Origin of the sequence: Caballeronia udeis (assembly GCF_044909315.1) — a bacterium.
Classification (GTDB): domain Bacteria; phylum Pseudomonadota; class Gammaproteobacteria; order Burkholderiales; family Burkholderiaceae; genus Caballeronia; species Caballeronia udeis_A.
On record NZ_JBIYEB010000004.1, the window covers coordinates 160,223 to 175,007 of the forward strand.

At 58.9% G+C, this 14,785-nt stretch carries 12 protein-coding genes; 7 read left to right on the plus strand and 5 right to left on the minus strand.

Going from position 1 to position 14,785, the window contains the following annotated elements:
• Positions 1 to 17: 17 nt before the first annotated feature.
• Positions 18 to 1,565 carry a UxaA family hydrolase gene (locus ABH944_RS08160; RefSeq protein ID WP_404605772.1) on the minus strand — a complete coding sequence of 516 codons (1,548 nt, stop codon included), beginning with the start codon at positions 1,563 to 1,565 and terminating at the stop codon, positions 18 to 20.
• 351 nt (positions 1,566 to 1,916) lie between these two features.
• Between ABH944_RS08160 and ABH944_RS08165 the strand changes: the two genes are divergently transcribed.
• Positions 1,917 to 2,897, plus strand: coding sequence for a LacI family DNA-binding transcriptional regulator (locus ABH944_RS08165; RefSeq protein ID WP_404659344.1), 981 nt, complete (start codon positions 1,917 to 1,919; stop codon positions 2,895 to 2,897).
• A 36-nt stretch (positions 2,898 to 2,933) separates the two neighbouring features.
• On the opposite strand, the gene ABH944_RS08170 is transcribed toward ABH944_RS08165, so the two are convergent.
• Both ABH944_RS08170 and ABH944_RS08175 read right to left on the minus strand, forming a co-directional pair.
• Positions 2,934 to 3,431, minus strand: coding sequence for an Lrp/AsnC family transcriptional regulator (locus ABH944_RS08170; protein ID WP_404605770.1), 498 nt, complete (start codon positions 3,429 to 3,431; stop codon positions 2,934 to 2,936).
• A 174-nt stretch (positions 3,432 to 3,605) separates the two neighbouring features.
• On the minus strand, positions 3,606 to 5,651 hold the full coding sequence (locus ABH944_RS08175) for an oxidoreductase (RefSeq protein WP_404605768.1): 2,046 nt from the start codon (positions 5,649 to 5,651) through the stop codon (positions 3,606 to 3,608).
• A gap of 276 nt (positions 5,652 to 5,927) precedes the next feature.
• On the opposite strand from ABH944_RS08175, the gene ABH944_RS08180 reads away from it, so the two are divergent.
• The gene (locus ABH944_RS08180; protein ID WP_404605767.1) at positions 5,928 to 6,866 is read left to right on the plus strand and encodes a LysR substrate-binding domain-containing protein; all 939 of its coding nucleotides are present in this window, start codon (positions 5,928 to 5,930) and stop codon (positions 6,864 to 6,866) included.
• A gap of 137 nt (positions 6,867 to 7,003) precedes the next feature.
• Here ABH944_RS08180 and ABH944_RS08185 read toward each other — a convergent pair whose 3' ends face one another.
• Positions 7,004 to 8,551 carry a methyl-accepting chemotaxis protein gene (locus ABH944_RS08185; protein WP_404605765.1) on the minus strand — a complete coding sequence of 516 codons (1,548 nt, stop codon included), beginning with the start codon at positions 8,549 to 8,551 and terminating at the stop codon, positions 7,004 to 7,006.
• Positions 8,552 to 9,426: 875 nt separating this feature from the next.
• Between ABH944_RS08185 and nadC the strand changes: the two genes are divergently transcribed.
• From nadC to ABH944_RS08200, 3 genes are all read left to right on the plus strand, one after another.
• On the plus strand, positions 9,427 to 10,263 hold the full coding sequence (gene nadC / locus ABH944_RS08190; RefSeq protein ID WP_404605764.1) for a carboxylating nicotinate-nucleotide diphosphorylase: 837 nt from the start codon (positions 9,427 to 9,429) through the stop codon (positions 10,261 to 10,263).
• A 7-nt stretch (positions 10,264 to 10,270) separates the two neighbouring features.
• The gene (phnN, locus tag ABH944_RS08195; RefSeq protein WP_404605763.1) at positions 10,271 to 12,076 is read left to right on the plus strand and encodes a phosphonate metabolism protein/1,5-bisphosphokinase (PRPP-forming) PhnN; all 1,806 of its coding nucleotides are present in this window, start codon (positions 10,271 to 10,273) and stop codon (positions 12,074 to 12,076) included.
• A gap of 115 nt (positions 12,077 to 12,191) precedes the next feature.
• On the plus strand, positions 12,192 to 13,541 hold the full coding sequence (locus ABH944_RS08200; RefSeq protein ID WP_404605762.1) for an MFS transporter: 1,350 nt from the start codon (positions 12,192 to 12,194) through the stop codon (positions 13,539 to 13,541).
• Positions 13,542 to 13,665: 124 nt separating this feature from the next.
• Here the strand turns inward: ABH944_RS08200 and ABH944_RS08205 are convergent, their stop codons facing one another.
• Complete coding sequence (locus ABH944_RS08205; RefSeq protein WP_404606002.1) at positions 13,666 to 13,848, minus strand: GNAT family N-acetyltransferase; 183 nt, start codon at positions 13,846 to 13,848, stop codon at positions 13,666 to 13,668.
• Here ABH944_RS08205 and ABH944_RS08210 point away from each other — a divergent pair.
• Both ABH944_RS08210 and ABH944_RS08215 read left to right on the plus strand, forming a co-directional pair.
• Positions 13,765 to 14,175, plus strand: coding sequence for a hypothetical protein (locus tag ABH944_RS08210; protein ID WP_404606012.1), 411 nt, complete (start codon positions 13,765 to 13,767; stop codon positions 14,173 to 14,175). The genes ABH944_RS08205 and ABH944_RS08210 overlap by 84 nt on opposite strands.
• Positions 14,176 to 14,477: 302 nt before the next feature.
• Positions 14,478 to 14,621 carry a hypothetical protein gene (locus ABH944_RS08215; RefSeq protein WP_404605760.1) on the plus strand — a complete coding sequence of 48 codons (144 nt, stop codon included), beginning with the start codon at positions 14,478 to 14,480 and terminating at the stop codon, positions 14,619 to 14,621.
• The last annotated feature ends 164 nt before the right edge of the window (positions 14,622 to 14,785 follow it).

Here is a 14,785-nt window from a genome sequence, read left to right on the forward strand (position 1 = left end):
TCTTGTTGTCGGGCCGTCTAGCTGACAATGCCCATATGCCAGGGCACGAACTCGTGGTCGCCCAGACCTAGCAGTTCGCTTTTCGTACGCTGCCCGGAAGCGGCTTGCAGGATATGCTCGAAAATGTCCTGCCCCATCTCCTGCACCGAGCGCTCGCCATCGATCACCAGGCCGCAATTGATATCCATATCCTCCCGCAGCCGCGTGAACATGGGTGTATTGCTCGCAAGCTTGATCGTCGGGGCGGGTTTGGAACCGAACATGGAACCACGCCCGGTCGTAAAGCAGATCATGTTGGCGCCGCTGGCGATCTGGCCGGTGACGGCGACCGGATCGTAGCCCGGTGAATCCATGAAAACGAAGCCGGACTCGTCGATCGGTTCCGCGTATTCATAGACAGCTTGCAAGGGCGTGGTGCCGCCTTTCATCGCCGAACCCAAGGACTTCTCGAAGATATTCGCCAGTCCACCCTGCTGGTTGCCGGGACCGACCACGCCATTGAACTGGCCATTGTGCCCGCGCGTGTAGCGCTCCCACCACGCGAGCCGGTCGAGCAATTTCTGACCGACTTCCGGCGTCACCGCGCGGCGCGTCAGCATATATTCGACACCGTGGATTTCCGGCGTCTCGGACAGGATCGCCGTGCCGCCATGGCGCACCAGGATATCCATCGCCGCGCCCAACGCGGGATTCGCGGTGATGCCTGAAAACCCGTCTGACCCGCCGCACTCCAGGCCAATCTTCAGATGACTGGCGCTCACCTTCCGGCGTTCGATAGCGTTCGCCACCGGCAGCATGCTCTGGATAGCAGCAATTCCCGCCTCGATCGTCGCCCGCGTACCGCCGCTGTCCTGCATCACCAGGGTGCGCATCGACGCATCCGTCTCGAGCCCCTGCGAACTCATCAGGTCGGACACCTGGTTGCGTTCACAGCCCAGGCCCACGATCAGCACACCCGCGAGATTGGGGTGGCGCGCATAACCGGCGATGGTCCGGCGCAGCACATCGAAATGCTCGCTGGGCGAGGACATTCCGCACCCGCTGGTCTGCGCAAACGCGACCACGCCATCCACGTTCGGATAGTCGGCGAGCCGCTCCGGCGTAAACCACCCGGCGATATTCTTGATGACCGTAGACGAGCAGTTGACCGACGCAAGGATGCCGATGAAATTGCGGGTAGCGACCCGTCCGTCAGGACGCACAATGCCCATGAAGCTCGCACGTTCAGCTTGCGGCACATAGTCGACCGGACGCACGTCGAGGCCAAAACCCGGGTCGCGTTCGAAGTCGATCAGTTCAATGTTATGCGTATGCACGTGGTCGCCAGCCTCGATGTCCCGGGCGGCGCGGCCAATCACGGTGTCGTACTTGCGGATCGCTTCGCCGCGTGGAATAGCCCTCGCTGCTATCTTGTGCCCGGCCGGAACCTGAGCGCGAATGCGCACGACGGTGTCGCCCAGTTGCACCTGGCGGCCGAGCGACAAAGCCTCTCGGGCGATCAGCACGTTGTCCGCACCGTTCAGGCGAATCAAGGGGGTCATGGCGGCGTCTATGACCAGCGGCATGAGCAATTCTCCTGCAGTCACATGTTGTCTCGTGGGGTAAGGCGGTAACGACCGGCAATGGCGCACCGAAACAGCAAGGGGCGTGGCTCCGGATCCGTCTCATTTGCTATGTTACCGCTTCATGTTACCGGTTTATGTAACCGGTAACATTGGACGCATAGTAATATGCTTCCAGCTATGTGAATGCTCGCGTTTTCCCTAATCAACGTTTGTTCAACTCTCATATCGTTGTCGATGACCAAGCCGAAAACGGATAGCACCGCGGGAATAGCCGGAATTTTCGAAGACGTTGCCCTTCCCGCCGCGGCGGACCGCACGACCTCTCGTCGCGCACGGAAAAATACGGGGCGCGTGACGCTAAGCGATCTGGCGGCCCTGACCGGTGTCACCAAAGTGACCGTGTCGCGTGCGTTGAACACCCCTGAACTCGTGTCGGTGAGCACGCTGGAACGTGTGCGCGCGGCCGTGCAACAGACCGGCTATACGCCCGACCTGGTCGCCGGGTCGCTGGCGTCGAACCGCAGCCGCCTGATCGTCGCGTTGATCCCGGCCATGGCGGGCAGTGTTTTCCAGGAAACGGTCGAGGCGCTGACCACGGAACTGGCCGCGAACGGCTATCAGTTGCTGATCGGTCAAAGCGGCTACGACGAGTCCCGCGAAGACGCGTTGATCGATGCCATTCTCGGAAGGCGCCCGGCCGGGATTGTACTGACCGGTGTGGTGCACTCTCGGGACGCACGGCAGAAACTGCGCGAGTCGGGCATTCCGGTGGTGGAGACCTGGGATATCACCCGCGAACCAATTGACATGCTGGTGGGGTTCTCCCACGAAAAGGTGGGCAAGGCCGCAGCACTTCACTTGCTCGCGCAAGGTGTCACGCGAGCCGCGGTCATCACGCCGGGCGACCGCCGGGCTCAGGTGCGAACGCAGGCCTTCGTCAAGGCGTTTGCCAAGGGCTCGAGCATCGAGATCCCGGTGATCACCATCCCCTCGCCTGCCAATCTGGGCGATGGACGGCGTGGGCTGGCCCGTCTGCTGGACGAATATGCCGCCATGGAAGCAGTATTCTGCGGCGCGGATATCCTGGCGCTCGGTGCGTTGATCGAAGCGCGCGCGCGCGGCCTGGATATTCCCGGGCGGTTGCGGGTCATCGGTTATGGCGACATGAATTTCGCGAAAGACACCGACCCGCCGTTGACCACGATCCGCATTGACGGAACGCGTATCGGCAAACTGGCTGCCTCGCTGCTGGTCGAGCGGATCAGGGATGGCGAAGTCGACCGGCGCGTGGTCGACGTGGGTTTCAAACTGATCGAGCGCGAAACCAGTTGAGGCGAGGGTGATACGTTGACAGAAGTAGATTGTTCGTCAGGAATGGTTCCCGGAAAACAACGTCTCGAGCGGGTAGGCATTCCTCATGATCGGTGACTTGATCATCACGTAACTGGAGTACTTTTCAATGCCGATATTCCGCGCAAGCAGGTCTTCAATCAGGCTCTGATAGTGACCAACGCTGCGCGTGACGAACTTGAGCAGGTAGTCATACCCTCCACTCGCCAGATGGCATTCGACGATCTCGTCAACCTCGCGAATGGCTGCGACAAATCTTGCGGAATCCTCTTGCCGGTGGTCGGCGAGCGTGACCTGTGTGAATACGCTCTGGACGTCGCCCATTTTTTCCAGAAGGATCTGCGCGGCATAGCCCGCGATATACCCGGCCTTCTCAAGGCGCTTGACGCGAATCAGGCAAGGACTGGGCGAGAGGCCGACAGCGTCGGCCAGTTCCACGTTGGAGATGCGGCCCTGGGTCTGCAACCGGGAAAGTATCCGCAGGTCGATCCGGTCCAGCTTGGTGGTTTTTATCATCAAAACGTCTCCCAAATTGATTGGCAAGGCGAAGCGGGATAGCTTCGGCAAATGACCGATCGACTTGCTTGAATCTTCCTAAGCTTGCCTAAGGCTGGCGTTGTGGTCACAGCCAGTATAATTCGGTATCCAAATCATTTTCAGAACGATCGGCCTGAAAAACTACACAGCGTGCTACAGGGTTCGCACCAACCGGAAAGCATCGAAGATCGCCGCATGAATGTTTCGCGACGATTCCGCGTCGCCTATCCGGTAGAGCTCATAGTCGGCAACCCTTGTTTTCGTCCACGGTTGGGCTTTGCCGGGCAAAAGGCAATCCAGGTCGGCTTTCCCGTCGTTGACTGACTCGCTGCGCAGCTCATGGAACAGGTCGTCGACGGGCATCATGCCTCGTTCGACTACCACGTGATCTGCATCCAGGCAAACCACTTCTGAAGTCAGTTCGTGCATGAACCAGGCGCGGCGTTTGCTGTCCTGCAGGCGCTCGACGCGCTGGAGCCGCAAATCGTGCCGCAAGGAAACCTTCAATTGATCCAAGCGTCGCTGCCAGCCGATCTCATCGCCCTTCCCGTCCAGTTCATTACCAAAGCAGCGGTCGAGCGTGACCAGGTCCACTTCAATGCCAGCCTGGGCATAACGCTCAGCGCATGTCGCCGCCACATGCCGGCCGGTACCGTCGTAGACCAGCGCGTTTCCAGACAGGGGGACACGCATCGTCAGTGCATCGAAAGCCGAAATGCAGTGTTCGTTTCCCGGCAGGTCATCAAGATCGGGCATCCCGCCGGTCGCAATAATCACAACATCGGGATGTTCGGCTCGCACCGAAGAAGCGTCCGCATAGGTGCCCGTCCTGACATCCACACGCAGACGGCTTAGCTCGTTCGCGCGCCAGTCCACAATCCCGATCAAGTCGTGGCGCCAGCTACCCATGTGCGCAAGCAGCACCTGACCGCCCAGCTTGGGAGACGCTTCGAACAGCACCACTTCATGCCCTCGGAGCGCGGCCACGCGCGCGGCTTCGAGACCGCCCACCCCTCCTCCTATGACCACTACCTTGCGGCCGGTCCGGGGCGCCGGATCGACCTCATGTGCTATCCAGGTCTCGCGTCCAGTCGACGGGTTGTGAATACACGCGGATTGGTGAGACCGGCAAAAGGATGCGCCGACACAAGGCCGGACACGATCCTCGTCCCCCTGCATCAGCTTCCTGACGATATGCGGATCGGCAATATGCGCACGCGTCATACCCACCAGGTCGAGGATGTTTTCCGATACCGCATAACGTGCAGTGGCAAGGTCGGCAATCTTCGCTGCGTGGAACACAGGCAATGACACTTCGCGTTTGAACGAAGCCACTGCGGCCAGCCACGGAGCTGATTTGGCGTACATCGTCGGCATGTTGTCGTCAGCCAGCGCCGCCGCGGTGTCCATGCGCCCGTAGACCACGTTAAAGAAGTCGATGACGCCCGACGCTTCCAGCATCCTGGCCGCCGTCAGCGCGTCGGCGCAAGTCAGCCCTCCCTCCTGGGCTTCGTTGATGACGTAGCGAATACCAACAATGAAGTCATTCCCCACCTGCCGGCGGATCTCTTCATGAACCTCCAGCGCAAAGCGACAACGATTTTCGATTGAGCCGCCATACTCGTCGGTCCTCCGGTTAGTCACCGGACTCAGGAACTGCCCGATCAAGTGTCCGCCTGCCAGGGTTTCAATACCGTCGAGCCCCCCTTCCTTGCAACGGCGGGCAGCGTGGCCGAAGTCCCGGATGGTCCGGGTGATATCGCTGCGATCCATCTCGCGCGGAATACTCCGATGCAGCGTCTCGCGGACCCGTGACGGTGCGATTGTCGACAACCAATCCGACGCATATGGACTTCCTCGCCGGCCCATGTGGGTAAGCTGGCACATCAACGCTGCGCCATGCCGATGCATCCGTTCCGAGAATGCCTGGAAACACGGAATGATCCGGTCGTCAGTCAGGTCGATCTGCGCGAATACGTTGGAACTGTCGCGACTCACCACCGAGGAGCCGCCAAACATGCTCAGCCCGATACCGCCAATGGCCTTCTCTTCGTGATAGCGCTGGTAGCGTTCAAGCGGCAAGCCATCTTCCGTCAAACCGCTCGCGTGGCTCGTGCTCATGATCCGGTTCTTCAATACCAGGTGTCGGATCCGCAGCGGCTGCAGCAGCGGGTCATGGCTCCGTGGAGGAAGGTTCATCGAACGTACCTTTACCTTTAGGTCGGGAAATTCATGCGTTGGCAGGCATTCAGCGATGTGGCCGCGCCATCTGCCTGGAAACTGACACCGCTGAACGGCCGTTTTCGGTTGCTTCCATGCGCCAAACTCAGACAGAATGTTATGGTGATCAACGCTGCCCAACACCCGTGTTTTGATAGCCAGAACATAAGCAGCGCATTAAATTCCGTCAAATGACATTTGCTCTTTCCAACCCAACATAATGTTATGGATACCCTGCGCAACTTCGGTTCTTCAATGAATTCGCTGGTGGTGTTCGAGGTCGTCGCCAGGGAGAAAAGCATTACGCGGGCGGCGAATGAGCTGAACGTGACACAGGTTGCCGTCAGTCGAATGATCGTGAGGCTTGAGAAAGCACTGGGCACGCAGCTGTTCGTGCGTTCGCGCACCGGGCTTGTGCTGACTGACGACGGGCTATTGCTCGAACGCGGCGTGAATGAGGGTTTCGGGTATATCAAACGCTCCGTGTCCGATATCAAACAGCGGCAGCAGCGCACGCAGACAGTCACCCTGTCGCTCTCGAGCGCTTTCATTGCGTATTGGCTGATGCCCAGATACCAACGCTTCCAAAACGCATTCCCCGAGATCAGCCTGCGCTTTCATGTCATCAGCGGCGTGCTGCAAGGGAACGCGGATGAAGCCGATCTTGCTTTGCGCCCGACTGAGCAGCGGCGCAAATCCCAGCAAGGCTGGACCTTCACCCCGGAGGTCATCATCCCGGTCTGTAGTGCTACCTATCTCGAAAGTCATGGACCTATCGACCACGCGCGTGACCTGCCGAAGCACACCCTTATCGAGTTGGTGCCGACCACGATCAACTGGGAGGACTTCCTCAACCGCGTCGACGTTGTTGGCACGGCGCCCGGCGACCCGCTCAGTTTCTCCGACTATGCGCTGGTGCTCCAGACCGCAATGATCGGCCGTGGCGTTGCGCTGGGCTGGGTATCCGGCGTGTCCTATGCATTACGAACCGGCCAGTTGGTTCCGGCTTCCCGGCACGTTGTCACCACGGGCCGTCAATATGAACTGATCAGCAATCAACGGCCCTCACGGCCGCAGGTGGAACAGGTCAAGGAGTGGCTGATCGCCGAGATGGAGGCTGACCTTCAGGAGGTCGCTCGAATGTATCCGGTGTTGGCGAAACCGGAACCGCTTCATCATTCCGGCACGCCATAGACGAGGGAGGGAGCCGTCCATCGCGTCAGGACATACATGGCTACTCGCTAAAAACCGCAGGCAGTGCCCCCCCTCCAACAATGCCGCTAAATTACCGCAATGGCTATTCCGATAAAAGCAAAGGCAGGAACGTAAGCTCAGGTAACCTGGAAAGCAGCAACACTCTCCACCAGCCCATGGGCTTGCTCGCGCATTGACACCGCTGCTGCTGCCGCCTGCTCGACCAGCGCCGCATTTCGCTGCGTTACTTCGTCCATCTGCGTAACGGCCCGATTGACCTGTTCGATCCCGTCGCTTTGCTCCTCGGAGGCCGACGCGATCTCCTTCATGATCGCGGTCACCCGTTGAACCGAAACCAGGATCTCCTTCATGCACTGGCCGGCGCTGTCAACGAGCGTGGCGCCGCTCTGAACGCGGCCATTCGAATGCTCGATCAGTCTCTTGATGTCTTTCGACGCCGTCGAGGAACGCTGCGCCAGATTCCGGACTTCAGATGCAACAACGGCGAATCCTCTCCCGTGCTCGCCGGCCCGCGCGGCCTCGACAGCCGCATTGAGCGCAAGGATATTGGTCTGGAAAGCGATCCCTTCGATCATCCCGAGGATCTCTCCAATCTGCTTCGTGCTGTCGGTGATCTCGTCCATTGTCGCGACGACTTCCGAAACAACGTCGTTGCCGCGATTGGCGATAGAGAAAGCATCGCCGGCGAGTTGCGAAGCTTGCCGCGCATTGTCGGCATTCTGTCTAACCGCTGACGTCAGTTGCTCCATGCTTGCCGCGGTCTCTTCCAACGAGGCGGCCTGCTCCTCGGTTCTCCTTGAGAGATCCGCGTTGCCGGACGATATCTCATCGGTCGACGTTCCAATCGATTTCGCCGCACCTATGATTGCGACCACTGCCTGGCGCAGTTGCGCCTGCATCTCCTGAAGCTTGAACAGAAGGCTGCCTCGATCCCCCGCTTGCAGGTCAATGTGTTGCGCGAGGTTACCCCCCGCTGTCGCTCGCACGACTTCGGCTGCGTACTCTGGTGAACCGCCCAGCGAACGATTAAGCCTGCGGTTCACGAGATACACGACAGCAGACAGCATGGCCGCGATGACTGCGACAAGTACGACCAACTGACGCAGCGACGCGTTGAACGCCTCGTCAATGTCGTCCAGGTAGGCGCCCGTCACGAACGACCAATCCCATGGTTTGTAAGTAGCAATATGACTGCGTTTTCGCACGGGCTCCTTCGAACCAAGCCGGGGCGTCGCATAGTCGACAAACCCATCGCCGGAACCCTTCGCGATCGCCGCCATCGCGCGATACACGTACTTCCCGTTCGAGTCCTGATAGTCACCGAAGTACTTGCCTTCCGTTTCCGGCTTCGAAGGGTTCATGACCGCATGGCAGTCTGAATCGACGATGGATACGTATCCGTCAGTGCCATAACGGATCGCCCGCAATTGCGCGAGCGCCTGCTTCTTCGCATCAGGCGTCGACAACGTTCCGTCAGCGGCCAGTGCCGCATAGCGGCGCGTGATGCTCATCGCAATGTCTCCAGCATCCTTCAATGAATGCTGCCTTTCTTCGAGACGGACCTCGCGAGTCTGGTATGCCCCGAAGCCCGCCACAGAGATCAGGCAAACCAGGGAGAGTGCCAAAGGAATCCACAACTGTTGCTGAAATGTAAGGCGCTTCATGAGATCTTTATAGAGTTATGTATTAAACGGTGTACGGCACAAAATTCGGATACTTGATAGTTCTCGCCGCGTGCCTGGTGTTCGGCAGATACCTGCCCCGCTGCAGAGCGCGCTTCCCCGCCATGTCCGGCGCCCGCCAACAGTCGCTGACCTGACCGGTCAAAATGAGATCAAATTCAATGTACACATTGAATTTTCCTCGGCCGAGGTCATTGGCACGCGCGTGATTTTATATGGGGTATTCCCTTAAATGAGGCACTTAATAGGGGTTTTCACCAAATCAAAGCATGCGTGCACCAACAAAAATATTCTTAGATATCTTGCCAAATTATAATGTGAACACTAGACTTTTGGAAATCAACCGCAACCTGACGCCGCGCTGCGGAGGAGTCGAGGAGATGACCAAGGTCTTGCGTATCGGGCAGATTCCGCCGCCGTTGCCACGACCCGCCCATGCTGTGGGAACGGGATCTCGAACGAACGGCGCCAGGTGTGTTGCCCGCAAATATTTACCAGTAGCTTCCGACGAAAACGCGAGGTACCGACCGGAGCGAGCCTTGACCTCGTTACGGCCGCCGCGATCTTTTCAACCTGCCCCGCGTCCGGGCCCGGCTTAGCTTTTGAGCGTGGACGCTGTAGTCGCAGGCGAGAACCGGGACTGCATGGACAGCTTCATCAATTCCAGTAAGACGCCCTCGTCTGCTTTCATTATTGCGTTTCAGATCTCATCTATTTCGTAGTCCGATATTTTGTGAACATTCGACTTTCGAGGGCATTTTTTGATCCCCTTGCCGATAAAGAAGACTGACCGTGCGTCCTGACGTCAGGACCCAACCAGCAGAAACAGCCGTTTTTTTACACCTTTGGAGATTGACATGTACGACGTATTTCAAACAGATCGCCTGATTGAGATGTGGCTGACCGAGGACATTGGATACTGTGACCTCACCGCGCAGGTCATGATTGAAGCGAACGAGACTGGAGCTTTTTTCATGAACGCACGCGAGGACCTGATCGTGGCGGGTATCGACGTCGCAGCCCGTGTGTTCAAGCGCTACGATTCAACGCTCGACGTGGTGGTGCGCGTCAAGGACGGCGACCACGTAAAGAAGGGCGCCGTGCTCCTTGATGTACGGGGAAACGCCCGGAGCGTACTGACCGCCGAGCGAACCGCGCTCAACATCGTGCAGCGCATGTCCGGTATTGCCAACCTCACCGCGGAGTTTGTCAAGGCAGTCGCCGGAACGCGTGCACGATTGATTGACACACGCAAGACCACGCCGGGTCTGCGGATGCTCGAGAAGCATGCTGTGACCTGCGGCGGGGGCTTGAACCACCGCCTCGGGCTCGATAACGGTGTGATGATCAAGGACAACCACATTGCAGTGTGCGGCGGGATCACGAAGGCTGTGCAGCGTGCGCGCCGCCAATTGCCGGTGTTGACGAAGCTCGAAGTGGAATGCGATCGCATCGAGCAGGTCGAAGAGGCGCTGGAAGCCGGCGTTGACGTCATCATGCTCGACAACATGTCCGTGGAAGAAATGACGAAGGCCGTGGAGCTGGTCAATGGCCGCACGAAGCTTGAGGCGTCCGGCGGTATCAACCTCGAAACGATCGGGGCAATATCCAGAACGGGCGTCGACTACATCTCCACGAGCAAGATCAACCAGGCTTCCGTGTGCGTTGATATCGGTCTGGACGAGGCGGAGTAATAAGCTCATGTCCGACGGAATCTTCTTTTTTGTGGTCGGCCCGAGCGGCGCCGGCAAAGACTCGCTTATTGACGGAGCGCGTGATGTTCTCGGTGATTTCGTCTTTGCACGCCGGGTGGTTACCCGGCCTCATGGTTCGCCGGGCGAAGATCACGAAGCGCTTGATGAAACCGGCTTCGCCCGGCTGGAGGAGCAAGGAGGATTCCTGATTACCTGGTCGGCCCATGGATTGAGGTACGGTTTGCGCCATGACCTCCTCGATGCCCTTTCGCAGGGGCGTCACGTGGTCGCGAATGGGTCGCGGGCAATGGTCGATATGCTTTCCACTCGCGTACCGCGATTGGTCGTAGTCGAGGTGAGCGCGCCCGCCTCTGTGCTCGCCGCAAGAATTCTCGCACGAGGCCGCGAAACCCCGGACGAGGTGGCAAAACGCGTGATGCGTCAGGTTGAACCGACCTCGGCTGACGTTGAGGTCTTGACGGTACTGAACGACGGAACGCTTGAGCAGGGGATAGAACGTTTCGTCGCAGCGCTTCAGCGCGCCGCGCAGCCGGCTCCGCCGAGCATGCGTGCCCTGAAGGCAAAGATCGCCGGCGACGCCCTGAACGAAGCTCAATATGGCGCGGTGCTGGACGACATTCTTGCACTGCGTTATTCGGACCGGGATATCAACGCGTTCCTTTTGCACGCGTCGCAGAACCTGTCAGACGCCGAAGTGCTGGCGCTGGCAAAGGTGCGATGCAAGCTGACGCCACGCATCGAATGGGACGAGCCGATACTCGTTGACAAGCATTCGATGGGAGGTGTCCCCGGCAGCCGGATCACGTTGATCGTGGTGCCCATTGTGGCGGCGTTCGGGCTTGCAATGCCCAAGACGTCATCAAGGGCAATTACCTCTGCCGCAGGCACCGCCGATGCGATGGAAACAGTCGCACGCGTTGATCTCACAAGTGCAGAGGTCCGTCATTGCGTCGGCCAGGCACGTGCGTGTATTGCGTGGAACGGCCGGTTGAATCACTCGTTGATTGACGACCGGATCAATGCTTTTACCAGACCGCTGGGTCTCGATTCAAACCGCTGGTCCGTTGCATCGATCTTGTCCAAGAAGTGGTCGGCAGGATCCACCCACGTCATCATCGATCTTCCTTACGGCCCGCACGCCAAGCTGAAGGACGAGCTCGAAGCGCGTACCTTGGGTAATCTTTTCGAGTATGTCGCGGCGGGCCTGGGGTTGCACGTCAAGCCGATGGTCACCGACGGCAGCAACCCTATCGGACGTGGCATCGGGCCTGCACTCGAGGTACGGGACATTAAGCGGGTCCTGGATAACGACCCGGATGCGCCCGCCGACCTGCGGGAAAAAGCGCTCCGTTTCGCGGCAGAGATTCTTGCGTGGGCGCCGGAAGTGGGTACGGTTTCCAAGGGCCGGCAGATCGCGGAGTCCTTGCTTTCTTCCGGCCTCGCCCGAACTGCATTCGAACGTATTGTCGATAGTCAGGGCCGGCGAGAACCGCCTGTTTCCCAAGGCCGGTTTGTACGAACGGTAGTGGCACAGGGGGGAGGCATCGTCGCCGGCATTGATGGTTGGGCCATCGCGGGAATCGCGCGAAAAGCAGGTGCTCCAACGGACCTGAGTGCCGGCGTGGACCTTCTCGCGACGCCAGGCCAGCACGTCGCGCCCGGCGACGCACTGTTCCATATCTACGGGGCAGACGAAGAGCTCGTCTGCGCAGCGGCTTTGCTGGCGCAAACAACAAGCACGCATGACATCTGCGTTGAAAGCATGAATGGCGCGCCTCTCCCCTCGTCTTAGGCATGACGAATGACTCAGGCATGACGAATGACGATTGAGCAGCGATTGGCAAGACCGCACCGGCAGCAGTGATTCTAAAAAGAGCGCGTGGTTAATTGTCCTTGGAGTAGTGAGAATGCCCAAAAGAAGCGGCAATTTACGGTGGTGGATTGTTTCGTTGCTGATCGCTCCCATCACCTTCGTCATGACGCTGGACCGCGCGGCGATGACGATCGCGGCACCCACGATCCAGAAGGAGCTGGGTCTGTCGCTGGTCGAGATGTCGGTGATCCTGACCGTCTATTTCTGGACGTACGCGTTGGGACAGGTCCCCGCCGGCAGACTGGCAGAGCGTCATGGGTCACGGAAAGTCCTTTTTGGAACGAGCGCTCTGTGGTCCCTGATGATGATAGCGACGCCGTTCGGCGTGGGGTTTAACTGGCTCGTTGGCTGCCGCGCCCTGCTCGGGGGTGCGCAATCTGCCGACTGGTCAAGCGGCGTGCTTGCGGTGAAACGCTGGTTCCCAAAGAGTGAACGCGCGAAGGGAAACTCCTTTCTCCTGGGCGGGCTTTATCTCGGCCCCATCATTTCCGCGCCTCTTACCGCGTGGATGATTTTGCAGTTCGGCTGGCACTCCGTCTTCTATGTGTTCGGCGCAATAGGTCTCGTATTGGGGATCGCGTGGTGGTTCGGTTATCGCGATGTACCCGCGCAACATCCTCTGATCACGGCTGAAGAGGCGACGTATATTGCCGCGGGACAGCCGGAACCAGAGGCGGTCGCCAAAGGGGTATTTTTGAAGTGCCTCCGGCATCCGCGGTTCTGGCTTTTCGGCATCCAGTACTTCCTGTTGGTCCTGATCCAGAGTTTCTACACGACCTGGTTGCCGACCTACCTCATGCGCGCACGTGGGCTTTCTCTCAAGTCCATGGGCTTTGCGGCATCGCTACCATGGATCGCCGTGTTCGTGGCGGTATTCGTGGCGGGGATCGTGTGCGACAAGATATTGAAGCGCACTCAATCCGTCTGGGCCGCTCGCGCTCCGGTCGCCATGGTGGGATTTCTTGTCAGCGCCCTCGCCCTCTGCCTGGCTTCATGGGCCGTCAATATTGCGGCCGTCGTCGGTTTCCTGTGCCTGTCTTTCGCTGCGGTGGGTTTTGTGCAAGTCGTCGTCTGGTCGGCTGCTCAAGACCTGGCGCGGGATTTTACCGGCGTGATGTCTGGCTGGACAAACTTGTGGGGAGCGGCATCGAATGTCGCGGGACCCGTTACCGTCGCTTTCATGGTGAAGCTCACCGGGAACTGGGGCAGTGCTCTGGTGGTCATCGCACTGGCAGCGGCGGTAGGAACGGTGCTCTGGTTCTTCGTGCATCCCGAGAAACCGCTCTTTGCTCCCCAGCAAGCCAGCGTAGCTGGTCTGTCAAACGAGCGCTTCCAGCAAGTGGCAAGCACCAGGGATCTGACTTCAGACGAAGTGAGTCCTTGATCTTCCGTTACCCCGGGTTGCTTGCCATCCGATGGCAGGCAACCCGGGTTGACCGGCGCCGACGATCTCCGCTATCTACGCGCCTGAGCTGCCTCACGCATGCCATGCGAGGATGCAGACAAGCTCAATGTCGCAAAGCCATGTGGACCAGCGGAAACGGCCTCCCTGCAGAGTCAGTTTCCGAGCGGCCAACGTCCTCAAAACCGTAACGTCGATAGAACTCGTGTGCACGCGGATTCTGTTCATTGACGTCTACGGTGAGCTTCGCGTGTTGCTCTCTCGCATGATCGACGAGTGCCGTGCCAATCCCTTGCCCGAATCTCGCCGGATCGACGAACAGCATTTCGATCTGTGCTTCGTGCATGCCAATGGACGTATCGGGATTGCGACCATGCTCGACGGCTGCCTTCACCGCTGGAACCTGATTCCGGACGGTGCCCCCATCAAGACCCGCAGCAGCCGGCTTTTGCCGGTCGCCTGGGCCACCCTGTCCGCCGCGTGGCATCTGGAAGATGGAGCCCCAACGAAAACCGCGGCGTGTGGCGGAGATGGCGGCGGCCGAATGGCATCTCCTTCGGGCACCATAGGCCGGCGTCACCGAGTTGCGAATGTCTACTATGTCATGTGGAAATGATTCGACGTATTTTCATAACTCAAAGTGCTAAGACAGGAAATTGGGTTCACCGCGTTGGCTGCCTTACACTGATACGTGAACCAATAGCTGGAATCGGAGGCTCTGATCTGGCGCTGTTTGCACCGGCGGTCTATGTTCTACGGATGGGTACTTCCGCAACAGTGCCAGGCAGCGACCATCACGAACCTGAACGTCGCCGCAGGGTCTTTAGCCGGTGACACCCGCCGCTTGTCGACGAACGGTCAGGAGCAGAAGATCAACCTGGGAACCAGTATCACCAAGCTATGGAAAGGAGGGTTGCCGTGTCGTCAGAAAGCCGTGAGCCCGGTAAAACGTTTCGCAAAAGCCTGTTATGGTTCGTTGCATTGTGGCTGCTCGGATTCGTCGGGACGGCGCTACTCGCATTGCCGTTCCATCTCATGGTCGTCGCAGCAATGCATCACTAGCATGGGCACTTCTTTCGTACCTGAACCGCGCACGAAATCGGTCAAGACTTAACCCTTTCAGGAAACTCAATGCCTCGTAAAACTTAATTCGGAATACACATTATTTTGAATAGCCATTGATGCCCCTATATATCAGCTCAAAGCGTTCTTGTGCCTACCGGGTG

Excerpts from the sequence above, each read along its gene's own strand:
- ABH944_RS08160 (WP_404605772.1), bottom strand. The coding sequence starts at position 1,565 with ATGCCGCTGGTCATAGACGCCGCCATGACCCCCTTGATTCGCCTGAAC.
- ABH944_RS08170 (WP_404605770.1), bottom strand. The coding sequence starts at position 3,431 with ATGATAAAAACCACCAAGCTGGACCGGATCGACCTGCGGATACTTTCC.
- ABH944_RS08175 (WP_404605768.1), bottom strand. The coding sequence starts at position 5,651 with ATGAACCTTCCTCCACGGAGCCATGACCCGCTGCTGCAGCCGCTGCGG.
- ABH944_RS08180 (WP_404605767.1), top strand. The coding sequence starts at position 5,928 with ATGAATTCGCTGGTGGTGTTCGAGGTCGTCGCCAGGGAGAAAAGCATT.
- ABH944_RS08185 (WP_404605765.1), bottom strand. The coding sequence starts at position 8,551 with ATGAAGCGCCTTACATTTCAGCAACAGTTGTGGATTCCTTTGGCACTC.
- nadC (WP_404605764.1), top strand. The coding sequence starts at position 9,427 with ATGTACGACGTATTTCAAACAGATCGCCTGATTGAGATGTGGCTGACC.
- phnN (WP_404605763.1), top strand. The coding sequence starts at position 10,271 with ATGTCCGACGGAATCTTCTTTTTTGTGGTCGGCCCGAGCGGCGCCGGC.
- ABH944_RS08200 (WP_404605762.1), top strand. The coding sequence starts at position 12,192 with ATGCCCAAAAGAAGCGGCAATTTACGGTGGTGGATTGTTTCGTTGCTG.